The 22,361-nt window shown below is 66.2% G+C and carries 24 protein-coding genes and 1 riboswitch; of the genes, 16 read left to right on the top strand and 8 right to left on the bottom strand.

Going from position 1 to position 22,361, the window contains the following annotated elements; translation table 11 throughout:
* Nucleotides 1–161 precede the first annotated feature (161 nt).
* Both V1Y59_RS19850 and V1Y59_RS19845 read right to left on the bottom strand, forming a co-directional pair.
* Entirely contained in the window at nucleotides 162–1,400 is a 1,239-nt protein-coding gene (locus tag V1Y59_RS19850; RefSeq protein ID WP_330506775.1) for an IS701 family transposase, read from the bottom strand.
* Nucleotides 1,401–1,722: 322 nt separating this feature from the next.
* A complete protein-coding gene (locus tag V1Y59_RS19845; protein WP_330506772.1) occupies nucleotides 1,723–2,568 on the bottom strand; it encodes an alpha/beta hydrolase in 846 nt (281 codons plus the stop codon).
* Nucleotides 2,569–2,844: 276 nt separating this feature from the next.
* Here V1Y59_RS19845 and V1Y59_RS19840 point away from each other — a divergent pair, with 276 nt between their 5' ends.
* From V1Y59_RS19840 to V1Y59_RS19825, 4 genes are read left to right on the top strand one after another with little or no spacing between them, the layout of a single operon-like run.
* Nucleotides 2,845–3,675 carry an alpha/beta fold hydrolase gene (locus tag V1Y59_RS19840; protein WP_330506771.1) on the top strand — a complete coding sequence of 277 codons (831 nt, stop codon included), beginning with the start codon at nucleotides 2,845–2,847 and terminating at the stop codon, nucleotides 3,673–3,675.
* Nucleotides 3,676–3,715: 40 nt separating this feature from the next.
* On the top strand, nucleotides 3,716–4,099 hold the full coding sequence (locus V1Y59_RS19835; RefSeq protein WP_330506770.1) for a helix-turn-helix transcriptional regulator: 384 nt from the start codon (nucleotides 3,716–3,718) through the stop codon (nucleotides 4,097–4,099).
* A 33-nt stretch (nucleotides 4,100–4,132) separates the two neighbouring features.
* On the top strand, nucleotides 4,133–5,107 hold the full coding sequence (locus tag V1Y59_RS19830; protein ID WP_330506769.1) for an AraC family transcriptional regulator: 975 nt from the start codon (nucleotides 4,133–4,135) through the stop codon (nucleotides 5,105–5,107).
* A 15-nt stretch (nucleotides 5,108–5,122) separates the two neighbouring features.
* The gene (locus V1Y59_RS19825; protein ID WP_330506768.1) at nucleotides 5,123–6,094 is read left to right on the top strand and encodes an AraC family transcriptional regulator; all 972 of its coding nucleotides are present in this window, start codon (nucleotides 5,123–5,125) and stop codon (nucleotides 6,092–6,094) included.
* Between the two features lie 13 nt (nucleotides 6,095–6,107).
* Here V1Y59_RS19825 and V1Y59_RS19820 read toward each other — a convergent pair whose 3' ends face one another.
* Nucleotides 6,108–6,638, bottom strand: a complete 531-nt coding sequence (locus tag V1Y59_RS19820; protein WP_330506767.1) for a universal stress protein — start codon at nucleotides 6,636–6,638, stop codon at nucleotides 6,108–6,110.
* Between the two features lie 216 nt (nucleotides 6,639–6,854).
* Here V1Y59_RS19820 and V1Y59_RS19815 point away from each other — a divergent pair, with 216 nt between their 5' ends.
* The 4 genes from V1Y59_RS19815 to V1Y59_RS19800 all read left to right on the top strand — a co-directional run bounded on the left by V1Y59_RS19815 (nucleotide 6,855) and on the right by V1Y59_RS19800 (nucleotide 9,596).
* Nucleotides 6,855–8,006 (top strand): sensor histidine kinase, encoded by a 1,152-nt coding sequence (locus tag V1Y59_RS19815; protein WP_330506766.1) that lies wholly within the window; start codon nucleotides 6,855–6,857, stop codon nucleotides 8,004–8,006.
* Entirely contained in the window at nucleotides 8,006–8,701 is a 696-nt protein-coding gene (locus V1Y59_RS19810; protein ID WP_330506765.1) for a response regulator transcription factor, read from the top strand. The genes V1Y59_RS19815 and V1Y59_RS19810 overlap by 1 nt, the downstream gene beginning before the upstream one ends.
* Before the next feature lie 65 nt (nucleotides 8,702–8,766).
* Nucleotides 8,767–9,168 (top strand): hypothetical protein, encoded by a 402-nt coding sequence (locus tag V1Y59_RS19805; RefSeq protein ID WP_330506764.1) that lies wholly within the window; start codon nucleotides 8,767–8,769, stop codon nucleotides 9,166–9,168.
* Nucleotides 9,165–9,596, top strand: a complete 432-nt coding sequence (locus V1Y59_RS19800) for a MaoC family dehydratase (protein ID WP_330506763.1) — start codon at nucleotides 9,165–9,167, stop codon at nucleotides 9,594–9,596. Before V1Y59_RS19805 ends, V1Y59_RS19800 begins: the two co-directional genes overlap by 4 nt.
* Here the strand turns inward: V1Y59_RS19800 and V1Y59_RS19795 are convergent, their stop codons facing one another.
* Nucleotides 9,597–10,058: an SRPBCC family protein gene (locus V1Y59_RS19795; RefSeq protein ID WP_431309234.1), complete on the bottom strand. Its 462-nt coding sequence runs from the start codon at nucleotides 10,056–10,058 to the stop codon at nucleotides 9,597–9,599.
* A 39-nt stretch (nucleotides 10,059–10,097) separates the two neighbouring features.
* Nucleotides 10,098–10,412, bottom strand: a complete 315-nt coding sequence (locus V1Y59_RS19790) for a DMT family transporter (protein ID WP_330506761.1) — start codon at nucleotides 10,410–10,412, stop codon at nucleotides 10,098–10,100.
* A 16-nt stretch (nucleotides 10,413–10,428) separates the two neighbouring features.
* Nucleotides 10,429–10,492: riboswitch (guanidine-III (ykkC-III) riboswitch) on the bottom strand.
* A gap of 135 nt (nucleotides 10,493–10,627) precedes the next feature.
* On the opposite strand from V1Y59_RS19790, the gene V1Y59_RS19785 reads away from it, so the two are divergent.
* Nucleotides 10,628–11,482 (top strand): oxygenase MpaB family protein, encoded by an 855-nt coding sequence (locus tag V1Y59_RS19785; RefSeq protein ID WP_330506760.1) that lies wholly within the window; start codon nucleotides 10,628–10,630, stop codon nucleotides 11,480–11,482.
* A 7-nt stretch (nucleotides 11,483–11,489) separates the two neighbouring features.
* On the opposite strand, the gene V1Y59_RS19780 is transcribed toward V1Y59_RS19785, so the two are convergent.
* The 3 genes from V1Y59_RS19780 to V1Y59_RS19770 form a co-directional block, all read right to left on the bottom strand.
* Complete coding sequence (locus V1Y59_RS19780) at nucleotides 11,490–12,980, bottom strand: cryptochrome/photolyase family protein (protein WP_330506759.1); 1,491 nt, start codon at nucleotides 12,978–12,980, stop codon at nucleotides 11,490–11,492.
* Between the two features lie 159 nt (nucleotides 12,981–13,139).
* Nucleotides 13,140–13,565, bottom strand: coding sequence for a hypothetical protein (locus V1Y59_RS19775; RefSeq protein WP_330506758.1), 426 nt, complete (start codon nucleotides 13,563–13,565; stop codon nucleotides 13,140–13,142).
* Between the two features lie 81 nt (nucleotides 13,566–13,646).
* Entirely contained in the window at nucleotides 13,647–14,762 is a 1,116-nt protein-coding gene (locus V1Y59_RS19770) for an alpha/beta hydrolase (protein ID WP_330506757.1), read from the bottom strand.
* Nucleotides 14,763–14,833: 71 nt separating this feature from the next.
* Between V1Y59_RS19770 and V1Y59_RS19765 the strand changes: the two genes are divergently transcribed.
* The 7 genes from V1Y59_RS19765 (at nucleotide 14,834) to V1Y59_RS19735 (ending at nucleotide 22,354) form a co-directional block, all read left to right on the top strand.
* On the top strand, nucleotides 14,834–15,139 hold the full coding sequence (locus V1Y59_RS19765; protein ID WP_330506756.1) for an ArsR/SmtB family transcription factor: 306 nt from the start codon (nucleotides 14,834–14,836) through the stop codon (nucleotides 15,137–15,139).
* A gap of 4 nt (nucleotides 15,140–15,143) precedes the next feature.
* Entirely contained in the window at nucleotides 15,144–15,581 is a 438-nt protein-coding gene (locus V1Y59_RS19760) for a VOC family protein (protein WP_330506755.1), read from the top strand.
* A gap of 44 nt (nucleotides 15,582–15,625) precedes the next feature.
* On the top strand, nucleotides 15,626–16,012 hold the full coding sequence (locus V1Y59_RS19755; RefSeq protein WP_330506754.1) for a TA system antitoxin ParD family protein: 387 nt from the start codon (nucleotides 15,626–15,628) through the stop codon (nucleotides 16,010–16,012).
* On the top strand, nucleotides 16,009–16,581 hold the full coding sequence (locus tag V1Y59_RS19750; protein WP_330506753.1) for an ATPase: 573 nt from the start codon (nucleotides 16,009–16,011) through the stop codon (nucleotides 16,579–16,581). The genes V1Y59_RS19755 and V1Y59_RS19750 overlap by 4 nt, the downstream gene beginning before the upstream one ends.
* Before the next feature lie 150 nt (nucleotides 16,582–16,731).
* Entirely contained in the window at nucleotides 16,732–18,213 is a 1,482-nt protein-coding gene (locus V1Y59_RS19745; protein ID WP_330506752.1) for a DUF3375 domain-containing protein, read from the top strand.
* Nucleotides 18,210–18,998, top strand: a complete 789-nt coding sequence (locus V1Y59_RS19740) for a DUF4194 domain-containing protein (RefSeq protein WP_330506751.1) — start codon at nucleotides 18,210–18,212, stop codon at nucleotides 18,996–18,998. The genes V1Y59_RS19745 and V1Y59_RS19740 overlap by 4 nt, the downstream gene beginning before the upstream one ends.
* On the top strand, nucleotides 18,995–22,354 hold the full coding sequence (locus tag V1Y59_RS19735; protein WP_330506750.1) for an ATP-binding protein: 3,360 nt from the start codon (nucleotides 18,995–18,997) through the stop codon (nucleotides 22,352–22,354). The genes V1Y59_RS19740 and V1Y59_RS19735 overlap by 4 nt, the downstream gene beginning before the upstream one ends.
* Nucleotides 22,355–22,361: the final 7 nt, after the last annotated feature.

The raw sequence follows: 22,361 nt of genomic DNA, 5'->3' as shown, positions 1-22,361 counted from the left end.
GGGGCACGGTCTCGATCCAGAACTCGCCATCAACGGTTCCGTAGGCACGAGTGCTCACCCAGCAGCAGCCACCAACACCAAGTCTGACCCAAACTCACGACCAGACCCAGTAGCTCCCATTAGTAGGGCCGAGCCGCTAGTACTACAGCCGTAGATCGGGTCTAGTGTGGTTTTGACCTGCGGTTTTGGTGGCATTGTCGGGCTCGTTGCTGGTGTTGTCTTCGCCATCGTGACCAGTCGAGCAGTCGTGTGCTGGTGTGCAGGGGCGTCAGGATCAGGGCGATGAGTAGTCGTCGAAACTCGTTCACGCTTAATCGAATCAGTGTGGGGTCAGGGGTTTCGCGGGCTCGTTCAGCGACGGTCGTGATGGTCAGAAAGGCGTGGGCGAGCATGACCAGGATGGTCCAGCGATGCCACGACGTCCAGGTGCGGACCTGGTGCTGATCCAGACCGGTCAGCCCCTTGCTGGATTGGAAGGATTCCTCCACCGTCCAGCGTCGCCCGGCGACTGCGACCAGCGCGGCCAGCGACACCTGCCGGGGATGGTGGCAGCGGTGGTAGGCCAGTTCGCCGGTGGTGTCGTTGCGGCGGATCAGCATCCAGTGATGACCGGGTAGATCCGGTTCGTAGACCCTGACGCGCGCCCAGGAATACCAGCGCTGCCCCTTGGCGCCGTCACCGGCCGAGAGTCGTTTCCAGGCGCGCTCGGGTACCGTTTCTGCCAGATCGTCGGCCCGGATGTAGTAGTCGTCGACGATGACTTGACGGTGACACCCGACGGTCAACACATAGCCGATCCTGTTGGCGGCAAGCATACTTCGCAGCTTCGGGTCGTGGCCGTATACCTCGTCGCCGGCCACCCAGTCGGCCGCGATACCGGCGGTGAGGGCTCGGGTGATCAGCTGTGCGGCCAGCACAGGTTTGGTGGCAAATCCGACATCTGCGGGCACTTTGGCGGCGGCGCAACGGTCGGGGTCGTCAGTCCAGGACTCGGGCAGATACAGGGCGCGGTCGATCAGGGCATGTCCGGAGCGGGTGGCATAGGTCAGATACACCGCGACCTGACTGTTTTCGATCCGTCCGGCGGTTCCGGTGTACTGGCGTTGCACTCCAACGGTGTTGGTGCCCTTCTTCAGATCGCCGGTCTCATCGACGACCAGGACCGCGTGCTCGGTGCCGAGACCGTCGATGACCATGCGCTGTAGATCTTCACGCAGATCGTCGGCCTCCCACTTGGCGCGAGACAGCAGATGTTGCAACCTGTCCGGGCTGGCGTGCCCGGCCATCTCCGCCATCGTCCAACAGTTCTTGGTCTCCAACGCCGAGAGCACCGACAGCAGGAACGCGCCCGCGTTACGGGCGGCGTCATGGCGGGCGAACCGCGGCGCGATGGTATCGATCAGCGCGTCGAGCCCAGCCCGCCACCGGTCATGGTTTAGGCTCAAATCCGCGGTTGTCGTGGGCGTATTTGGTTTCGTCACAAATTCTGAATCATGCCCCGACAACCGCTCTGAACTGCGCAAACACGCCGCAGCATTCCCACCAACCGCGATCTACGGCTGTAGTACTAGGCGAGGGCCGTATCGAGATCTAGTGCCGCTCAAGAGGTCTCGATACACTGCTCGCCTAGCGGCTCGCAGCTACTCGACCAGCGGCGGGGGGACTCGACCAGCGGTTGGGGGACTCGGCCAGCGGCAGGCGGACTCGGCCGGCGACGGGAAGCTATTCGACCAGGCGGGTCGGACCCGTCGGGGCTGCGCCGGTCACCTGTTCCATCGCCCAGTCCAGCGCGTAGTCGGCGACCTGCTCCCAACCGGGCTCGGCACATGTCCAGTGCGACCTACCCGGGAACTCGTGATAGTCCGTGACCGCCTTCGATTTCCGATACTTCCGGGCGTTCGACTTGTTGACCGACGGCGGCATGATGTGATCGGCTCCGCCGGCGATGAACAGCAATGGCGCGCGATCGTCACGCGAGTAGTCGACGGCGGTCTCCAGATGGCGTGGGGTCAGATTGGCGAACACCCCGTATCGCCACACCCACGATCCCGGCGCCGGGATGGCGTAGCGCTCGTAGACGGCGAGCGATTCCTCGGCGGTGAGGGTGTTCGTGAACGAGTAGTGGAACTCCTCGGCAGTGAAACCCGCGGCCTTGTGTCTGTTGCCGGGATTCTTGAGGATCGGGAAGAGCGACTTGAGCTGCGAGGGCGGATTGACCAGCACCCCTTCTGTCGGGGCCGAGTCGACCACGACCGCGGCCGCACCCAGTCCGCGGTCGACGAGTAGTTGGGTCAGCGTGCCGCCGAACGAGTGGCCGATGATGATGGGCGGCGACGGCAGTTCGTCGATGATTCCGGCGAGATGGTCCACCGTGTCGTCGACGGTGGCGTCGGCGATCACTTGCGGATCGGCGCGAAGGGCCTCGACCTCCACCTCGAATCCCGGATAGGCGGGAGTGAGGACGCGCAATTTTTTGCTCTCGTAGTAGGCGACCCAGTTCTCCCAGCTTCGCGGGGTCATCCAGAGGCCATGGACGAGTACGACCGTGTCCGGCGGCGAGGGTGTCATGTTGTGCTCCGATCCCCGCGGCGGGCGGGTGCGCAGGCTCCGAGACCGTCTCGGCGCATGGTCTGTGGGATCGCACCCTAGTGGCGCCGCCGTCCGGCACGCTGGCCCAGCGTGCACAGTTCTGTCCTCACAGAGCACGGTGGCACCACGCGTCGCATTCGTAAATCGACAGTCACGAATGGTGCACGCACAGAACAGTCTCGTGCACCGTGCACCAGGTCGGGACGATGTCCGCACCATAACGTTGAGTCCCGCACACATGAAAGGGATTCGGTGATGTCCTCCTTCTCGCGAAACCGCCCGGGCCGCAGTGTTCTACTCGGAGCGTTCATCGTCGTCGGCATCGTGCTCGGTCTCTTCGGCGTGTCCGCGCCTGCGGGTGCCGTCGAACCAAGGCCGACGATTGTCCTCGTCCATGGGGCGTTCGCCGACTCGTCGGGATGGCGGGACGTCGCTGCGACACTCACCGCCGCCGGCTATCCGGTCCAGACCTTCGACAACCCTCTGCGTGGACCGGCTCACGATTCGGCCTTGCTGGAGAAGCAGCTCGCGACCATCACCGGTCCGATCGTGCTGGTCGGACACTCCTACGGTGGCGCGGTCATCACCAATACGCACGACCCCGATGTGGTCGCGAACGTCTACATCGCCGCCTTCGCGCCGGAGCGCGGAGAGTTCGTCCAGGGCTTGCTGAATCCGTTGACCTACCCCGGTAGTCGGCTACTTCCGCCGGCGCTGCAACTGAAGATCGTCGACGACGCGACCGTACCCGGCGGCAAGAACGTCGACGGCTACATCGCCGAACCCTACTTCCACGAGATCTTCGCGCAGGATGTCGACGCCGCCACGGCCGCGGACATGTACGCCCATCAGAAGTCGGCCGCGCTGGTGGCGAATCTCGAGCCCTCGGGTGACCCGTCATGGCGGAAAGTTCCTAGTTGGTACCTGATCTCCGGCCAGGACCGGGTCATCCCGCCTGCTTTGCAGCGCTTCATGGCATCGCGAGCCGCACCCGGCCGCACTGCCCAGATCGATGCGGGGCACGCGTCGCTCGTCTCGCGACCCGACGCCGTGTCGGCGATCGTGCTGGCCGCCGCCGGCGCCTGAGTGATCCGCTCGGGGCGGTCGGGCCGATCACACCCACGTGATGACCGAGAGCGCCCCGCCCCCGGAAGCACTGACACGAATGGTCATGGACTTCGTCCGCAGCCATCTGCGCGATCTCGACCTGTCGGCGAGGATGATCGCGGATAATCTGGGTGTGTCCACGGCCCAGATCCGGGATCTCTCGTCGTCCACCCAGTTCGACCTCGACAGGTGGATCGTCGCGGAGCGTCTCCGGCTGGCGCACCACACACTGGCGCGTCAGGCATCCGGGTGGCATCCCGAACAGTCGCGACGATGGGGCTTCGGGAACACGTCCGACTTCATCGAGGAGTTCACGGCAGCCTATGGGGTATCACCACGTGATTGGCAGCGGATCTCCGCGGAGGAACGGCGCGCAGATCGACCATCCGACGAGCGGCGCTGAGGTGGACTGACGAGATGGCGTACTGACATGGTCATGGTCTTCAATACCGACGTGCTCCATCCATCGGACCGGGTCGAGGCGACCTGCGCCGCGATGCAGGAGCAATCGGTGCCGTCGACGGTCGAACTGGAGAACGCCGAACAGGTGGCCTCGCGGATGGACGTGTGGACCTACGGCGACACCAGGATCTTCCGCGCCGAGATGACCGGGTTCAGGCTCGTCCGGACGACGAATCAGATCCGGTCGGGGCCAGGGGAGATGCTGGCGATCGCGGTGCACGAGAACCGCATCGGCAAGCAAGAGCAGTTCGGGACCCAACGCTACGCGCGTCCGAACGAACTCATGCTCATGGACCTGAACTCGACCTACGACTACGAGTTGAAGGGCACGCTCCCCGGTGCCTCCCGATGTCTCCACGTGCCCGTGGAGGCGGTCGGCTTGCCACACGAGGTCATCCGCACCGCGGCAGATCGACTCGCCGCCAGTCCGATCCATCAGATGGTCGTCACCCACATCAACGAGCTCACCGTCCGTGCGGACGCCCTGAGCGTCTCCGACGCGGCGCAGACGTTGGGGGAGGCCAACATCGATCTGGTCCGCACCCTGCTGGCGTCGGCCTACGACGTCGACTATGCGCGCGGCGCGATGGCGGAGATGCTCCTACCGAGAATCCGGTCCTATGTCCGACGGCACCTCTCGGACCCCCGGCTCGGACCGGCGTCGGTCGCCGCGGCCCATGGGATCTCGCAGCGCCACCTGTTCAAGCTGTGCTCCGCCGCCGATTTCAGCCTCGAACAATGGATCATCGCCGAACGCCTCGAACGCGCCCGCGACGAACTCGCACACCCCGACATGCTCGCCTTCCCGATCAGAGCCATCGCCCGGCGCTGCGGCTTCGCCAACGACTCTCATTTCAGTCGGCGCTTCCGGCTCATGTACGGTCTGTCGCCGCGAACCTGGCGCCAGTTGAACACCCGGCGTCTCGGTTCGACGCCCGGGGCCGAGTGACACGGCGGGACGACGATGGGGTTGCTGCTCGACACCGAAGGGCGTGTGTCCCCGGGCCTGTCCGACGACCTGCGCACCGCGTTGATCACTGCCGGCGGAGCGCCCACCGCGACCGTGACACCGTTGATGCGGCATCGCGGATTCCATGCGACGGTCAGCAGTTGGCAGATCGGCGACGGCACGTCCCTCATGGACGTCGCATCCGATCCGGTTGCGGTGTCGACCAGCGCGGCACGCCTCGCGCAACAGCCTTACGACCGGGTGGCCGTGGCCGCGATATCAGCGGGTGCGTGGACGCACCGGCACCACGGAGTGACCATCGAGTCGACGTCGGACGAGGCCTCCCTGATCATCGTCGATCCGGCGTGCCCGTTCGACTTTCGTCGATCGGACCGTGGATCGGCTGTGGTGATCTTCGTGGAGGCGAACCAGCTGAATCTTCCACCGTCGTCGATCCGGAGGGCGGCGATGACCCTACGTCCGACGCATGCGCACTATCGGCTCTACCGGTCGTTCCTCGGCGAACTACGAACGGTGGCCCTCCGTGAGCCTGCTCTTCTGACCGAACTGAATGCGACCGCCAATCAACTGACCCGTGCACTGATCATCGACGCCGCAGACACGACCGCGGGGAACCCGACGGCTGCCGTACCCGACTCAGATCCCACCGCCCTCATACCTCGCGTCCGGCGCCACATCGAGGTGCACCTCACCGACCCCGAGTTGTCCGCCGCGACGATCGCACGGGCCCACAATGTCTCCGTGCGGTCGTTGTACAAACACTGGGAGGCGACCGGTATCCGATTGCAGGATCACATCATCACACTGCGCCTCGAAACTGCCGCCCAGACGCTGCTGACCGAGCGTCACCTCTCGGTCGCTGCCGTCGCCCGCAGATTCTGTTTCGCCGACCCCACCCATTTCGCCCACCGCTTCCATGATCGGTTCGGGGTGAGCCCCACGGCGTGGCGGATGACCAACCCGTGACCCGATGGTGTGGTCATGCGCCTGCCGGTCCGGCAACTGGTCGCAGGATCGGGCTACGCCTCCGCTCCGATACCGCCGACCGCGTTGCCAGCCGGACATGGTGCAGACCATCGGTGGCGAAGAGGTCGACCCCGTCGGGAAGCTCACGCGCGATCCGTCGCACCTGACCGGTCGGGCGGGACTTGCGCATGCCGACGACAACCGCGGTCGCCCGATGACGCGCCACCGCACCGACGAGCGCCCGAACCGGGTCCGCGACGATGGCCTCACCCGTCACCGCCGCGGTCGTTCGCCGTGCCACCAATTCTCTTGCGTGCCGCAGCTGCTCGTCGACGATCGCGCCGTCGGAGAGCAGGTACGCCTCCGACTTCAGCTCATCGTGCAAGAATGTGTCCGAGCGCGGTGAACGCGGTGGCTCGATCGCCATGACCAGCGCGATGCGGCAGCTCGGGTCGGCTGAATCAGCCTGTGCCAGAGCAGCATCACGCGAGGACGACGTACCGCTGTAGCCCACCACGACGATGCCGTGCGGCAAGTCGTCCACGGGCACGGGATACCATCTGCCTGAAAGCGCAAGTCCGTTCATCGTCGTAACCCTCACCTCGAGTAGCCGGAACTGCTGATCACACAGACGACGCTAGGCGGGCGACCCCACTCCGATCTCCGTGCCGAGGACGGAATCCGCCTCCACCCCCGGGTGGAGGTCGGCATCCACCCAGAATGCGATGAACGGCCACGTGAACCGCCTATCGTTGTACCGGTGAGGTCGGCGATCAGGTGGTTGCGCAGCCGGATGGAACTGGCGGGTGACGGATATCCGCTGCTCTATCCGGTGGTGACGGTGTCCGGTTCGTTCGTGATCATCGTCGTAGCGGTGATTCAGCGGCTGCCGATCGCGCCACCCTGGTGGGTCTTGTGGGGCGCAGCGGTCGCGCTGCTGTCGTTGCTGCTCGATCTCAAGTTGCAGAGCAAGTTACCGTGCACCATTCTGGCCTCGGTGTCGACCGGGCTCATGCTGATGGATCCGGTCCCGCTCGATATCGCCCCGCTGTTTCTCGCACTGACCACCGCCATCGCGGCAGCAATGGAGTCGCTGCGCGCAAGCCTGGGCGTGGCTGCGCTGTCGATCTGCGTGATCGTCGTCGCGGCCGCGACCGATCATCTGGAGTCGCCGGCCGCCGCGCTGCTGGCCGTCCTGTGTGGCTGGCTCGTCGGTTACATGATGCTCTATCAGAAGTTGCTGTCGCAGAACGAAGTCCGCGACCAAAGGGTCCGTGCGGATCGCGCGGCGCTCGATGAACGACGACGGATCGCACGTGAGGTCCACGACGTGATCGCCCACTCCTTGTCGATCACCATGCTCAACGTGACCGGTGCGCGCCGGGCGCTCGAGGACGGCGACCGCGGCGACGCCCTCGAAGCCCTGGAAGACGCCGAGCGGCTGGGCCGACAGGCGATGACCGAGATCCGCTATATCGTCAAGGTCCTCGGCACCGACGACGCGGACGCAGCGCCCACGCCGGGGGTGTGTGATGTCGAGAAGCTGGTCGAGGAGTACCGCCGGGCGGGGCTGATCGTCACCCTCGACATCATCGGTGACGTCGCCGCCGTCCCGGCACCGGTGGGGACGGCACTCTATCGGATCGCACAGGAGTCCCTGGCCAATGTCGTCAAGCATGCGCCGAACCCGGAAGCCTCGGTCACCCTGCGCGCAGAGGATGCGGTCACCCTCTCCGTGCGGAATCCCTACACGCCCAGCGTTCGCCTGGGCACCGACGGCTCCGGAATCGAAGGGATGAAGCAGCGGGCGCGATTGCTCGGCGGGGTGGTGGATGCCACCGGCAACAGCGATTCGTGGGTGGTCCGTGCCAGCTTCCCACCGGACCCGCGACACGCGGAGGCGGCGGTCTGATGACATCGACCCACCCTCTGCCGCTCAGCGCATCACCGATCCGGGTGCTGCTGGTCGACGACCAGGAACTGGTGAGAACCGGTCTGCGTCGAATCCTCCGGGTGCGAGACGGATTCGAGATCGTGGGGGAGTGCGGCGACGGAGGTGAGGTCGTGACCGCGGTGGCAAGTTGTTCGCCCGACATCGTGCTGATGGACCTGCGGATGCGACACGTGGACGGCATCACTGCCACGGCGTCGGTGCGCCGCCTCGCGGAACCACCACCCGTGCTGGTGCTGACCACCTTCGACGACGATCAGTTGCTGTCGGGCGCGCTGCGCGCCGGTGCGGCGGGCTTCATCCTGAAGGATTCGCCCGCCGAGTCGTTGATCTGGGCGGTACGCGCCGTCGTCGCCGACGGTGCGTTCCTCGATCCGGCGGTGACCGCCCGTGTGCTGCACGGCTTTCGGCGCTCCGCGCCGCCGACGCCGGATGGTACGGACCATCCGCTCACCGAACGCGAGATCGAGGTGCTGAAACTCATGGCCCGCGGGCACACGAATGCCGAGATCGGTGGCCGGCTGTTCATCTCGGAGGTCACGGTGAAGAGTCACGTCAACCACATCTTCACCAAACTCGACCTGCGGGACCGTGCCGCGGCGATCGTGTACGCCTTCGACCACTCCCTGGTCGTGCCCAACGGTCAGGACGGCTGAACGATCACCCACTGCGCGCCGACAGTCTTTGTTGGCAACATTACGCCGATTCGCTAACGTGAATCATGGCAACAGAGCTGGTCGCGGGTATGGCGTTCCGGACACCCGGCGCGGTTGCGGTCGACGACGAGCTCATCGCATCGTTCGTCGACGTCGTCGATGACGGTCAGGACCCATGCCCACTCTCCGTCATCTTCCGCATCAGTGTCGAACTCGCCCATCAGGCAATGGATTCCGGTGTCGTGCCGCGCGACGGACTCGTCCACACCGCGGAGTCGGTGCACCTGCACCGGCCACCCCGGCGGGGTGACCGGCTCTCCGGGGTGCTGACCGTGACGCACGTCCGCCATCGGGCCGGGGCCACCCAGGTCGACATCCGAAGCGACATCTTCGCCGAGGGCGAAGGGCCTCCGATCGCCGACACCACGTCGACGCTCGTCTTCCGCTCGACGGGGGCCTCGCCATGAGTGACGTTCTGGGCCACCGGCTCGGTTCGGCACCGCTCTGGGATGTCGAAGAGATTCTCACGCTCGACCGGGTCCGGCGGTATGCGCGCGCATCCGGCGACACCAATGCGATCCACATCGACCCGGCGGCGGCCCACGCCGCGGGCCTCGCCGCGCCGGTGGCCCACGGCTTTCTGCTGATCGCCCTGGTCCTGAAGTACGCCCAGCGTTGGGCGCACCACAACGGCAACCGAATCACCGCCTGCGACACCCGGTTCGTCCGGCCGGTGTACGTCGGGGAGCGGCCGGCCGTCTTGCACTTGACGGGTCAACAGATCTCACCCGGGCACATCAACGCGACCGTGTGGATACTCGACGACGACGGGATCACACACCGCGCGGTCATCCGACCGATCCGGATCTGCTTCGAACCGGATCCCGTGCGCTGATCATGCGCTCGGGGCGTCGGCTGCGAGCAGTGCCGCGGCCCGACGCAGATCGTGCCGCAACGCGCCGGGCGTGAGCAGCCGTAGTGCGAGAACGGCGGGACCGACAACGCTCGGAACCGTGAGGTATGCCTGAGCGCGGACCTCCGTGTCCCCGTCGACGTCGGTGAACGACAGCGTCAGCAGGGCATCGACGACGTTCCAGCCACCGACCTCGCTCCAACGAACGCCGGGTTGACAGTCGACCACTTCCAGTCGCGGCGAGACCCCCGGTACCACGGTGCGATCAATCCAGCTCGTCCCCACGTCTCCGCGACGATCGCCGGGTTCGCAGAGCTCGTCGATGGCACGCAGCGACGACTGCCAGTGTGGGCGGTTGCGTGGATCGCTGAGATAATCGAATGCCGCGTGAGAGGTCGCGCGAAAGCGCACCCTGACATCGGCGATCTGTCGTCGCGTGGTCACACCGACCATTGTTGCCGATGTGTCGCCGCTTCCCGGGCGTCAGTGCGCCAGCTTCAGGCCGACCACCGATGCGACGATCGTCAGAATCAGGCCGACCTTGAGCAGAGATGCGGTCTCGGCGCCCGAGACCATCGCGAAGATGACCGTCAGCGAAGCGCCGATGCCCACCCAGACCGCGTATGCGGTACCGGTCGGCAGGTCGCGCATCGCATACGCGAGCCCCGCCATCGACAACACCAGGGCCACACCGAACACCACGGTCGGTGTGAGTTTGCTGAAACCCTCGGATCTACCCAATGCGGTGGCCCACACGGCCTCCAACACACCGGATACCACCAAGACGATCCACGACATGACCTTTCCGAACCTCCAGGCGCCGTCTTGTCGCAGTCCGGGTACGGCGCACCTCGTCCGGTTGTCCTCATCGACACGTCCAGGCTACCCACGCAAACAGCAGGTGAATGGTGTTCTTCGTCTCCACACCTCGACCATCGCGCGCAGCAGGCGGTGGACCCGGGAACGTCGGTCCGCTATTCTGACGACATGCGTAGTCAGAATGAGGTGGGACAATGAGCACCCACACCGAACGGATGTCGCGGGCGGAGATGGACGCCATCGACAGCAGCCTTTTCGCCCAGTCCCTGCTGTCCATGGGGCAGACGATGAGCACGGCCAACGTGATCATGCAGCTGGCCAATCCGGCCGTGGGATACGGGGTGGCGCGCAGCACCGTCGAGAGCGGACGGCTCGACCGACACCCGGTGAAACGCGCCCGCACCACGGCGTCGTATCTGGCGGTGGCCGCCATGGGCACCGCCGACGACCGGCGACGCTTCCGTCAGGCGGTCAACCGCCAACACGTCCAGGTGCGATCGGACGCCGAGAGTCCGGTTGAGTACAACGCGATGGATCCGCGCCTGCAGCTGTGGGTCGCCGCCTGCCTCTACTACGGCTGGGAGGACATCTACGAACGCGTGCACGGCCCCCTGACCGGGCCGGACCGGGAGACCTTCTACCAACAGGGCAAGGTCTGCGGTACGACCTTGCAGATGCCGGCCGAGATGTGGCCGGCCGACCGCGACAAGTTCCAGGGCTACTGGGACGAGCAGGTCGCGAAGATCCAGATCAGCGACGAGGTCCGAGACTTCCTGCTCGACATCGCGAACTTCGGGTATGCCCACCCCGAGATCCAGAAGCGCTATGGACCCGTCAAGTATCGGCGCACCATCGGTTATCTGCCCCAGGCATTCCGGGACGCCTTGCGCGTGGAGTGGACCGACGCCGACCAGGAATGGTTCGACGGCTACGTCCAGCGATACGTCGATCGCGAACGGCGCCAACCACTATGGCTGTCGCAGATGGGATTCCGGGCACTGCTGTGGGATGTCCGGTTGCGATGCCGACTCGGGCGGCCACTGGTGTGACCACCCGTCAGAACGACTCGCGGTGACGCTCCTGCTCCACGACGGCGTCGAGGTCCTCGAGCCGGGACATCGACGAGACCGCCCGCGCGGTGCGGTGATTGGACCGGAGCAGCTCCCGGTGGCGGTAGGTGAACGCCCAGTACCCCGCGGTGAACGGGCACGCGTCCTCACCCAGGCGCTTTTTCGGGTCGAACGCGCACGACCGGCACAGGTCCGACATCTTCGAGATGTACGCGCCGCCCGAGGTGTACGGCTTGGTGGCCATCGCGCCGCCGTCAGCGTGCTGACTCATCCCGATCACGTTGACAGGCATCACCCAGTCGAATCCGTCGACGAAGGTCGCTCGGAACCACTCGGTCAGTTCTGCCGGGTCGTATCCGCGCTGTAGGGCGTGGCTGCCCAATACCATCAGGCGAGGGATGTGGTGCACCCAGCCACGGTCGCGTACGCCGCCGAGCGCGTCGGACAGACACCGGGCGTCCACAGCGTCTGCGTCCAGCTCCCGAAACCAGCGGGGTAGCGGCACATGGGCGTCGAGACGGTTCTGCGTGGTGTAGTCCGGGCCGAAGTGCCAGTACAGGTGCCAGACGAACTCGCGCCATCCCAGAATCTGCCGGATGAATCCCTCCGCGGCGGCGAGGTCGACGGCATCGGCGCGAACCGCGTCCTCGGCCGCCTCGACCACGTCGATGGGGCTCAGCAGTGACAGATTCAACGGCACCGACAGCAGCGAATGTGACATCGCCCAGTCCGCACCAAGAATCGCGTCCTCCCAACGGCCGAAGGTGGCGAGTCGATGATCGATGAAGTGCCGCAATGCGTTCTGGGCCTCGTCGTGGGTGACCGCGAACAGCCGGGGGCCGTCCTCGCCGACGAACGCGACATCCAGGTCATCGAGGTCGGCGCGCACCTGCTCGTCGATGTCGTCCTCGCTGGGCCACCATGGGTCGGGTACCCCCAACGTATCGCGTCGGGGCGGGGGTTCCCGGTTGTCGCGGTCGAAGTTCCACGCTCCGCCGGTCGGGCGGTCACCGTCCATCAGGATGCCGAACCGTCGGCGCTGAAAGCGGTAGAAGTCCTCCATCCGGAACCGTTCGGCATCACCCGCCCACGCGGTGAAGTCGTCTCGAGACAGCGCGAACGACGGATTCGGAAGTATCTCCGACACCAGCCCCTCGTCGGCGAGCCGATGGACGAACTCCGATGCAGCCCGGGACGACGGTTCGTGCACCACGACCGGTCGCCCGAGTTCGACCAGGGCGTCGCGGTACCCGGCGGCTTGCCACAACTCGGCGCGGTCACCGAGCTCGAAAGCCAGATGACGAATCCCGGAGAGCAGCAGGTGCGCCTTCTGACGATGCCCTCCGCGCCGTCCGAACGCTGCCGACGACTCGATGAGGACGACCTCCCGCTCCTCATTGCCGGGCGCCGAGTGGATGTGCCGCCCGAGCTGATCACCGAAGAGCCACAACGGGTCTGACGATGGATGACGAGCCACCCTGACCACCTCCGGAAACCGACGCTATCCGGTTGTCGGAGTCCCTGTGCCCTCGGCTCGTGATCGCAACCCCTTCGGGATGTCGGTAACGGTGGGGTAACCGCCACAGTCCGCGCCGTGGGTGCGGCATCATCCCGCGCGGCCCAGGGGTCAACCCCGTTAGGCGAACCCACATGTCGGACTGGGCTCGTTCTCGAAGGCCACGAGATGCTGACCCATCGTGATCGTGCAGCCGACGGTCCGGGCGCCCGACTCGACCGTCACCGACGTCTCCAATTCCGGATATACGGAATATGTCTTCTCCCAGGGCAATATCACGCCCTGCTCGGTCTGCTCGGCGCCACCGTTGATGCGATAGGTCAGGTCCACTGCGCCTTCCCCGGTGACCTCGATGATTGCCGTGCCCACCGGGGTCGCGGTGGCCGCGGGACTCGGCTGGGACGCACTCGTCTGGGTCGCGCTGGTCGGGCCCGAGATCGGAACCGTCTCCGACGCCCCGTCATCGGTGTCGTCGGCGCATCCGGTGATCAACGCCGTCGTCGCGACGGCACTCACGGCGAGGATCAGCAGGCGACTCATCGACATGTGGTGAGGCTACGACGAAGCACCAGGGAGAAGTGCCCGTGCGAGCATCGGGAGCCCGGAATTCATTCACCCGGATGGAGATCAGTGTGTCTGTTCGGCATCGGGATCGGCGGTGATGTGCCGGCCTGCCAACTCATGGAGTGCCCGGAACACCCGTCGGGAGGGTTCGGCCCAGGGCATCAGGATGGGGAACACGTGGAACATCCCGTACTCCTCCATGGCGTAGACGCGCACGCCGGCCACCTCGAGCGCGGCGGCGAACGCCTGGATGCCGTCGCGGAACATCTCGTCGGCACCCCAGCACACGAACGTCGGCGGAAACCAGTCCGGGTCGAGCTCGGCGTACACCGCTGACACACGGGAGTCGTTCGGTTGCACCCCGTGCAGGTACGGCGCCACCGGCACGTTCCACGGCAGGATGTCGAGCTGCGCGTTGTCGGTGATCGACGGGCGGTCCAGGTCGAGGTCGACCTCCGGCGAGAACAACGCCACCGCAGCCGGTTTCGGCATAGCCTCGGCCTGCAGTTGGGACATCAGTGAGGTGGCCAGCCCGCCCCCGCCGGAGTCGCCGGCCACCACCAGGTGCGACGGTGCAACACCCCGTTCGAGCAACCCGCGGTAGACGGCTGCAGCATCGAGTACACCCGCCGGGAACGGGAACTCCGGGGCCATCCGGTAGTCCGCGATGAACACTTCGTATCCCGTGTGCTTCACCAACGCTGCTGCGAAGGCGGTGTACATGATCGGGGAGGTGCCGATGTAGCCACCGCCGTGCAGGTACAGGATGGTGGCGCCGATGGCCTGCTTGTCGTCGGCGTCGTCGACGTACGCATCGGAACTCGCCTTGGCGCGGCACCAGAGACCGGGCACACCACCGACCGTGTCGCTGGTGATCTCGACGCCGTCACTCAATGCGATGAACGGCGGCATCACGGCCTGGCAGATGTCGTCGAGGACCTTCTCCATCGACCGGAACTCCTCGATGGGCAGACCCATCGAATAGCCCATGAAGGACCGGACGACCTGGCGCGTCACAGATTGGCCGAGATTGTCCAGCAACCCGCCCGGACCCTCCCACGGTCGCCGCAGCGGCACGCGTGCGAGTCCGTTCACCAGGCTTTCGGCCAGCCCCACCACGGTCAGGGCGGTCATTGGACCAGACGCCGTCTGCACCTCGGGACGATCTGCCATCACCACGTGGCCCATCGTAGAGACGACGTGGGTGCCCGTGCTTGATATGCAAGTACTTACTTGCATATAGTCAGCGGGTGGCCGATGTGTTCCGCGCGCTGGACGACGAGACGAGGCGCCTCGTCCTCGACGAGTTGGCGGCGCGCGACGGCCAGAGCCTGTTCGAGATCTGCTCGTCGCTTGCGATGCACCACGGTGTAACGCTCACCCGACAAGCCATCTCGCAGCACCTCGCCACCCTCGAGGCAGCCGGCCTCATCGCGACCGAGCGACGCGGCCGCACCAAATTCCACTACTTCACCCCGGGCCCACTCCGGGAGATCACGCGGCGGTGGCCACCCGACGACGCGCCATCAAGCGGCGAGACCAACAGAAAGGAATGAGCCCATGCGAATCGAACTGACCAGTGTCTTCGTGGACGATCAGCGCAAGGCGTTGGAGTTCTACACCGAGGTGCTGGGCTTCCAGAAGCACCACGACATCCCCCTCGGGGACGCCGCATGGCTGACTGTGGTCTCCCCGGAGTCGCCCGGCGGACCCGAACTGCTCCTCGAACCAGCCGGCCATCCCGCCGTGGGCCCCTATCGCGATGCGCTGGTGGCGGACGGGATTCCGTTGATCCAACTCGCCGTCGACGACGCAGCTGCGGAGCATGCGCGTCTGACCGAACTCGGTGTCGTGTTCACCCAGGCGCCGACCGACATCGGAACTGCCGTCATGGCCGTCTTCGACGATACGTGCGGGAACCTCGTGCAGATCGTCGAGGTGAAACCTGAGGCCGCGACTTCGCCGGCCCCGGATGCCGCGGCTGGCGACCTGCCGTAGCAAGGAGCTACCCTGGTAGCAGATTGCTACACGAGGAGTCCGTGATGCCACGTTCCACCGACAAGGTGACCCGGTTCGACGCCGACCTGGTCGACAGCGCGATCACCGAGGGCCGTCGACAACAGCGCACCGGGCGCCAGCAACTCGAGCACTGGGCGCGGGTCGGCCGAGCCGTGACCGGCTACGAGACCGCCGGAGTGGCGAAGGTACAGGCCGCCCTCGGCGGAACCCGTTCGGTGGCGGATCTCAGCGATGACGAGGGCCGCGCGTTCAACGCCGAGATGCGGGCGCGGATCTCGGAGAGTCTGGCCGACGCCGACTATCGCGGCACTCTCGCCGCACGGGGCGTCACCACGGTCGCCCTCGACGACGAGGGTCGCGTCGTCGAGTATCGCCCCGACGGCACGACGCGCGTCGTCGAGCCCGAGTGAGGCGACTCGACCTGGTGATCGGCCCCAACGGGGCGGGAAAGTCGACGTTCGTCGAGCTGACCCTGGGGCCACTGCTCCCGCGCAGCGTGTTCGTCAACGCCGACCTGATCGCTCGGCAACGCTGGCCCGGGGAGGCCGAGTCACGGTCGTACGACGCGGCGAGGGCGGCGGCCGCCACACGGGACCGTCTGATCGCCGACGGCCGGTCGTTCATCGCCGAGACGGTGTTCTCCCATCCGTCGAAACTCGATCTCATCGACCGCGCACACGACCGTGGATTCGTCGTCGTCCTGCATGTCCTGCTCGTACCCGAGGACATCTCGGTGCTGCGCGTGCGGCACCGAGTCGCCGCGGGCGGTCATCGGGTACCCGAGACCAAGATCCGGTCGCGGTACCGGCGATTGTGGCCGCTGGTCGTCGACGCCATCGGACGTGTCGACGAGGCCACCGTGTACGACAACGCATCAGCCGTCGCACCCACGGTGGTGGCCGAGTTCACCGGTGGCATCCTCGTCGGTGACGCCCGGTGGCCGGTCTGGACGCCTGCCGCTCTGAACGACCGGTGGTGACCACCGGGCCGGGCGACCTGCCCCGAGCCCGACCGGCGACCCCGGCAGACGACACGGCCGTGGTGGTCCTCCGCGGGCATGGCAGACTACCTCGGGTCCTCTTGTCCCTGTGACCCCAGGCGGCGATGACGAACACACGGTGAGGCGGCGATGGAGAACACAGAGCAGTCCACGCTGACGCAGGCGTGGGAGGCCAACCGATCGATCCAGCGCTCGGCAGCCGTCCGCCTGTTCGCGGCGACGAACTCGTCGCTGTACGTGACGCTGATGGAGCGCCATCTGGACTTCGGGACCCGACGGTCGGAGACAGATCTCGCGGTGCGGCTCGAACGAGATCTCGCCGAACTCGGCGTCGGCGACCAGGCCGGCGGACTCGAGCTGATCAAACTGTGGGCCAAGCAGGGATGGCTGCACCGGATCACCGATCCGAACACCACCACCGGCCGCAATGTCTGCCTGCTCACCGCCGAGGCACGCTCTGTCCTCGACTATGTCCGGCGCCTGCGCCGTGCTGACAGTGTCGCCACCGGAGGCTCCATCGTCGGCATCGCTGCCGGGCTGCGACGGGTGGCCGGCCAGGTCTCCGACGACCCCGGGCAGATCCGGGACGAGATCGAGCACCAGATCACGGAGCTCGACGCCGAACTCGCCGAGCTGGACGCGGGGCTGCGGCGCCCTCCCGACCTGCGATTCGCCGAGGACGAAGCCCGAGCGATCGCCTATCAGATGGAACAGATCGTGTCCGACATCGGACAGTACGGCGCGATGCTCGACCGGATCACCACAGCGCTGCTCGACGATCCTCACGACTCCGATCTGGCCTATCGCGATCGTCAGCGGCAGATGTTCGACGACTACGAGGCGTTGCTCGAGTCGTCGCAGAGCGCGTCCTATCACGCCTTCACCAACATGATCCAGGACCCCGTCAAACGCGAACGCCTCGTCACCGACATCGCCACCGTCACCGCGCAGTTGCCCGGTATCGATGGCGGGCTGAGGGCGGTGATGGACAATTTCGTCGAGCTGGTCACCCAGCAGATCGCCGAGGTCGGCCGCACCCGCCAACGATGCGCACGCCGCATCCGACGCTTCGTCGCGTCCGGGACACTCGAACAGAGCCGGGGGGTCGCACGGCAGCTCAACGAGGCCCTCGCCACCGCGCACGAGTTGCTCAAGTCGTCGTTGTCCGACCGGCGGATCTCCTACGAGTTGCCCCTGGCCACGCCGGAGGTGACCTCGATCGGCCGACTGGCCTTCGAGATTCGCGATCGGGCACCCGCGGCGCAGGCAGTACCCGCCACCGGCAATGCCGACCTGAGATCGTTCGCATCGCTGGCCGGACAGGTCGACACGGTCGAACTCACCGAGACCGTCAACACCGCCGTTCAGACGGGGCCGGTGACGCTGCCGGAGCTGGTCGGTCGACTCGATGAGCCGTATCTGGCCCATGTGATCGTGCTGTGGTCGTGGGCGGTGGCCCAACCCGGCGGATCGGACCACGAGAACACGACGGCAGATCGCGCCCTCACGACGGTGCGGTTCCGGTCGCTGGAAGGGGAGGACCGAGCCATCGAGGTACCCGCATTGACATTCACCGAACCGATTCCGACGGCGGAGGTCGACACGCTGTGAACACCGAAACCGACTCCGACAAGGGCCATGACCCCGGCGATGCCCGACCTTCCGAGGACTACGCCGGCTTCGACGCGCTTCCGGCGGTCGAGAAGGCCGGACTCGAACAGTCCGCAGACGCACCGCGATTCGACGGCGATGTCAGCGCCCTGCCCGATCGGGCGTGCTGGGCGCTGCAGAACCTCCTCACCCGGCGCTACGTGAGCGGGGACCGCCAACCGCAGCTCTGGGCCTGGGTCCTGGAATATCAGGACGCCCTTCGCGTACGTCTCTCCGAACTCGACCTACGGCTCCGGATCGTCGATGAAGTCGAGGTCGCCTATGTGGAACAGGCGGGATACGACTCGCGTTGGGGCCGAAGGATCCTCAGACGTGAAACGGTCCACACCTACGATGCAATCCTGGCGCTCCACCTCGCAAAACACGTGCGAGCCTCCCGCGACGAGCACGTCATCATCACCCGCGAGGAGATCCACGAGCTCTTCGCCGGCGTCACCAACACCATCGACCGCGACCTGGCCCTGTTCGACAAACGCATCGGCCGCGCCATCGACAAGCTCGAAGAGATCGAGTTCCTCCGCAAGCACCGCGACGATCCCGACACCTTCACGGTCAGCCCCGTCATCTCCGCAGTCATGACCGCCTCCGTGATCACCGATCTACAACGACAGTTCGAACAATTCGTCGGGTCCGGCGACGTGCCCCCCGATCCCGCCGGAAGGGAGTCGGCCGCGGGCCGCGACGAGGACCACGACGGCATCGACGATGAAGGAGACGATTGGTGAACGCTCCGGTCGACCAGTACCACCTCTCACGGCTGCAGCTGATCAACTGGGGCGTGTTCGACGGGTATCACTCGATCCCGTTCAGCGCGAGCGGATCGCTCATCACGGGATCGTCCGGAAGCGGGAAGTCGTCACTGCTGGATGCCATTTCGCTGGCATTCCTGCCCGATCACCGTCGGAACTTCAACGCATCCGGCGACGCCACCGCGGCCGGGTCGGCCAGTGGAAAAAGGACTGTCGGAAAGTATGTGCGCGGCGCATGGGGTGAGCGTCGCGACAGTGCCGGCACGCAGCGCGAGATCATGTACCTGCGGGGGACGGGTCCGGCGTGGGCGGCGATCGCGGTCACGTACACGTCCACATCGGGCGCGGCGATCACCGGATTGGTTCTCAAGTGGCTCGCGGCCGGCAAGATGACCGACGCGCACAGCGCGTACTACATCCGTGACGGTGACACCGACATCGTCGACGTGTGCAACGAGTGGGCACGGACCAACCACAACTCCGCTGTCTTCCGCGATCTGGGATGGCGGGGCGGACCGGGGGAGGGCAAGTACCTGGCTTCCCTGTACTCACTCATCGGTATCCGTGGTTCCGATGCGGCACAACAGCTTCTGGGAAAGGCCAAGTCCCTCAAGAGCGTTGGCGGGCTGGCCCAGTTCGTGCGGGAGTTCATGCTGGACGAACCGAGCAGCGTGGTGGGCATCAAGGACGCACTCGAACAGATCGATCCGCTGGTCGAGGCGCGGGAGCTGCTCGATGTGGCGCGTCGCAAACGGACCCTCCTCGGCAACATCGAGGAGATACAGGAACGCTACGCCGCGGAGTCGGCGACGTTCTCGGTGCTCGACACGATCGACACCGCAGCCGTTCGCGCGTATCTCAACAATCTCCGTCGACACACCGCCGAGCCCGAGATCGCCGACCTCGACGATCAGATCGCCAGGCTCGACACCGATCTCGCCGCCCTCACCGCGCAGCACGATCAGCTCCGGCAGGATCACAGCCATCTGCTGTCGCGAATCGCCACCTCCACCGGCGACCTCGCGCCGCTGCAGGAACAGCTCTCGACCGCGCGCCGGTCGGCCGGCGACGTCGCCACCCGACGCAGTACGTACGAAGACAAGATCGCCGCGCTGGACTTCGATCTCCCCGACGATGCCGAACAGTTCTGGTCGCTGCGTGAGCACCTGATGGAGGAGGCGACCCGGATCGACGGGCAACTCGAGGCCGGCAAGGCGCACTACGCCGACGCGCTGGCGCGCGAGGTTGCCGCACGCACCCAACGCGACGCGGCGCGCGACGAGCTCGACCGGGTGCGGCAGGCCGGTTCGGCCCTGCCCCGAGCCGAGCACGAGATGCGCCGGGCCGTAGCGCGTGGATTGCAGGTCGACGAGTCCGAACTCCGGTACGTCGCCGAACTCGTCGAACTGCGCCCGGGGCAGGAACGATGGCGACTCGCGGTGGAGAAGGTGCTGCGCACAGCAGGACTCCGGCTCCTTGTGCCGGACACCCATTTTCGCGCCGCTCTCCGATTCGTCAACTCGCACGACATGCGGGGCCGAATCCAGTTGCACCGGGCGGAGAACCGGGCGGCACCCATCGCCGACGCGGGGACGCTCGGCGCGACGCTGCAGGAAGTCGATCCGGCGCACCCGTGCTCGGCGGAGGCGATGGCCATCCTCGCCCGACTGGGCAATTATGTCTGCGTCGATTCGCCGACGGACTTCGCCGATCACGCCAAGGCGGTCACGGATCGCGGCTTGCGGAAGGACTCGGCGAAGCTGGCGGTGAAGGATGACCGGCAGTCGCTGCGACCGTCCCAGCACATCTTCGTCGGGGACGTGGCAGCCAAGATCGAGGCACTGCAGGCGGAACTCGACGACGAGCAGCGAGCCCATGATGCCGCCCGTGAGGCGAGCACCACCCTGGAGCTCGACCGGACCGACAAACAGCGGCGGCGCGATGCCTATCGGCGGGTGTGTGAACAGTTCACCCAGTGGAGTGAGATCGACACCGACTCCGCCGACGACCGCGTCGACCAGCTCACCCAACAGTACGAGCTGCTGATGGACGAGCATCCCGACGCCGACGCGTTGCAGCGTAAGGCCGACGATCTCTGGGATCAGGTGCGAGCCGCGATCTCCCAGGCCGCGCTCGTGCGCGACAAGATCGCCGGACATGACCGCAGGCGCACCGAGCTGCTCGAGCTGGTCGACCGTCTTGCGCCCGAGGACATCGCCGAGCAGGCGCAGCAGTCGCTGGACGCGTTTCGTGAGGAGTCCGGTGCGACGCTGGATGTGCTCGCTCCCGAACCGTATCGGCAGGAGCTGCTCAAGCTGGTGGCCAAGGATCGCGATCGGATGCGCGCCGACGCGCGGCGCTCCCGCGACGAACTGGCCCGGATCCTCGACTCCTACGACGAGGAGTTCCCGGACGCCGTCCCCAACGACAGCGATGACCTCGACGAGCGGGTCCACGACTACGTCGCGGTGAGTCGCCGGATCGACGAGCGGGAACTACCGGCGGCCTACGAGCGCATGCGACGGTTGATCACCGAGCAGGCGCCCGGCGCGATTCTCAACCTGCACATGGCCGCCGACGCAGAGGAACGACGCATCGTCGAACAGATCGAGCGCGTCAACACCGGTTTGGGTGCGGTGGCCTTCAACAGCGGGACACGGCTCCGGTTGCATCCCGGGCGCAAGAATCTCTCCGCGGTCGCCGACCTCACCGAGCGCGCACGCCAGATCTCGCAGCGCACAACCGCGGTCAGCTTCGGCGACGAGCAGGCGATCCTGGAGCAGTACACCGACATCCTGCAGTTGCGGGAGCGACTGGCCGGGGTGACCCCGGAGGATCGCCAATGGACGCGCGACGCCCTCGACGTGCGCAACCGTTTCGACTTCTACTGCGAGGAACACGACGCTGTCACGGGGGCGACGATCCGCACCTACAGCAACGCCGGCGACAACTCGGGCGGCGAGCAGGAGAAGCTGATGGCGTTCTGCCTGGCGGGCGCGTTGAGCTTCAACCTGGCGAGTCCGGACGGCTCCGACAATCGGCCGATCTTCGCACAACTGATGCTGGACGAGGCGTTCTCGAAATCGGACCCCCAGTTCGCCCAGCAGGCGCTGTCGGCGTTCCGCAAGTTCGGTTTCCAACTCGTCATCGTGGCCACGGTGCAGAACACGAGCACGATCCAGCCCTACATCGACAACGTGGTGATGGTGTCGAAGTCGGAAGTGGCCTCGGACGGGAGCGCGGAGACCCGACCGGTCGCGACCGCCACCTCGACATCGATCCGGGCGTTCGCTGACCTCCGTCGGTCCAGCGGCGGACGACTGCCGGTCTGACCCGCTG

Source organism: Gordonia prachuapensis (assembly GCF_036350515.1).
GTDB classification, from domain to species: domain Bacteria; phylum Actinomycetota; class Actinomycetes; order Mycobacteriales; family Mycobacteriaceae; genus Gordonia; species Gordonia prachuapensis.
Note: the sequence above shows the minus strand (reverse complement) of the source record. Positions and strands in the feature narration are given on the sequence as shown.

Bases quoted from the DNA above. Each gene is read 5' to 3' on its own strand.
- V1Y59_RS19825 (WP_330506768.1), top strand. From the start codon at position 5,123: ATGGGGTTGCTGCTCGACACCGAAGGGCGTGTGTCCCCGGGCCTGTCC.
- V1Y59_RS19800 (WP_330506763.1), top strand. From the start codon at position 9,165: ATGAGTGACGTTCTGGGCCACCGGCTCGGTTCGGCACCGCTCTGGGAT.
- V1Y59_RS19810 (WP_330506765.1), top strand. From the start codon at position 8,006: ATGACATCGACCCACCCTCTGCCGCTCAGCGCATCACCGATCCGGGTG.
- V1Y59_RS19805 (WP_330506764.1), top strand. From the start codon at position 8,767: ATGGCAACAGAGCTGGTCGCGGGTATGGCGTTCCGGACACCCGGCGCG.
- V1Y59_RS19760 (WP_330506755.1), top strand. From the start codon at position 15,144: ATGCGAATCGAACTGACCAGTGTCTTCGTGGACGATCAGCGCAAGGCG.
- V1Y59_RS19785 (WP_330506760.1), top strand. From the start codon at position 10,628: ATGAGCACCCACACCGAACGGATGTCGCGGGCGGAGATGGACGCCATC.
- V1Y59_RS19755 (WP_330506754.1), top strand. From the start codon at position 15,626: ATGCCACGTTCCACCGACAAGGTGACCCGGTTCGACGCCGACCTGGTC.
- V1Y59_RS19845 (WP_330506772.1), bottom strand. From the start codon at position 2,568: ATGACACCCTCGCCGCCGGACACGGTCGTACTCGTCCATGGCCTCTGG.
- V1Y59_RS19840 (WP_330506771.1), top strand. From the start codon at position 2,845: ATGTCCTCCTTCTCGCGAAACCGCCCGGGCCGCAGTGTTCTACTCGGA.
- V1Y59_RS19835 (WP_330506770.1), top strand. From the start codon at position 3,716: ATGACCGAGAGCGCCCCGCCCCCGGAAGCACTGACACGAATGGTCATG.
- V1Y59_RS19745 (WP_330506752.1), top strand. From the start codon at position 16,732: ATGGAGAACACAGAGCAGTCCACGCTGACGCAGGCGTGGGAGGCCAAC.
- V1Y59_RS19830 (WP_330506769.1), top strand. From the start codon at position 4,133: ATGGTCTTCAATACCGACGTGCTCCATCCATCGGACCGGGTCGAGGCG.
- V1Y59_RS19790 (WP_330506761.1), bottom strand. From the start codon at position 10,412: ATGTCGTGGATCGTCTTGGTGGTATCCGGTGTGTTGGAGGCCGTGTGG.
- V1Y59_RS19775 (WP_330506758.1), bottom strand. From the start codon at position 13,565: ATGTCGATGAGTCGCCTGCTGATCCTCGCCGTGAGTGCCGTCGCGACG.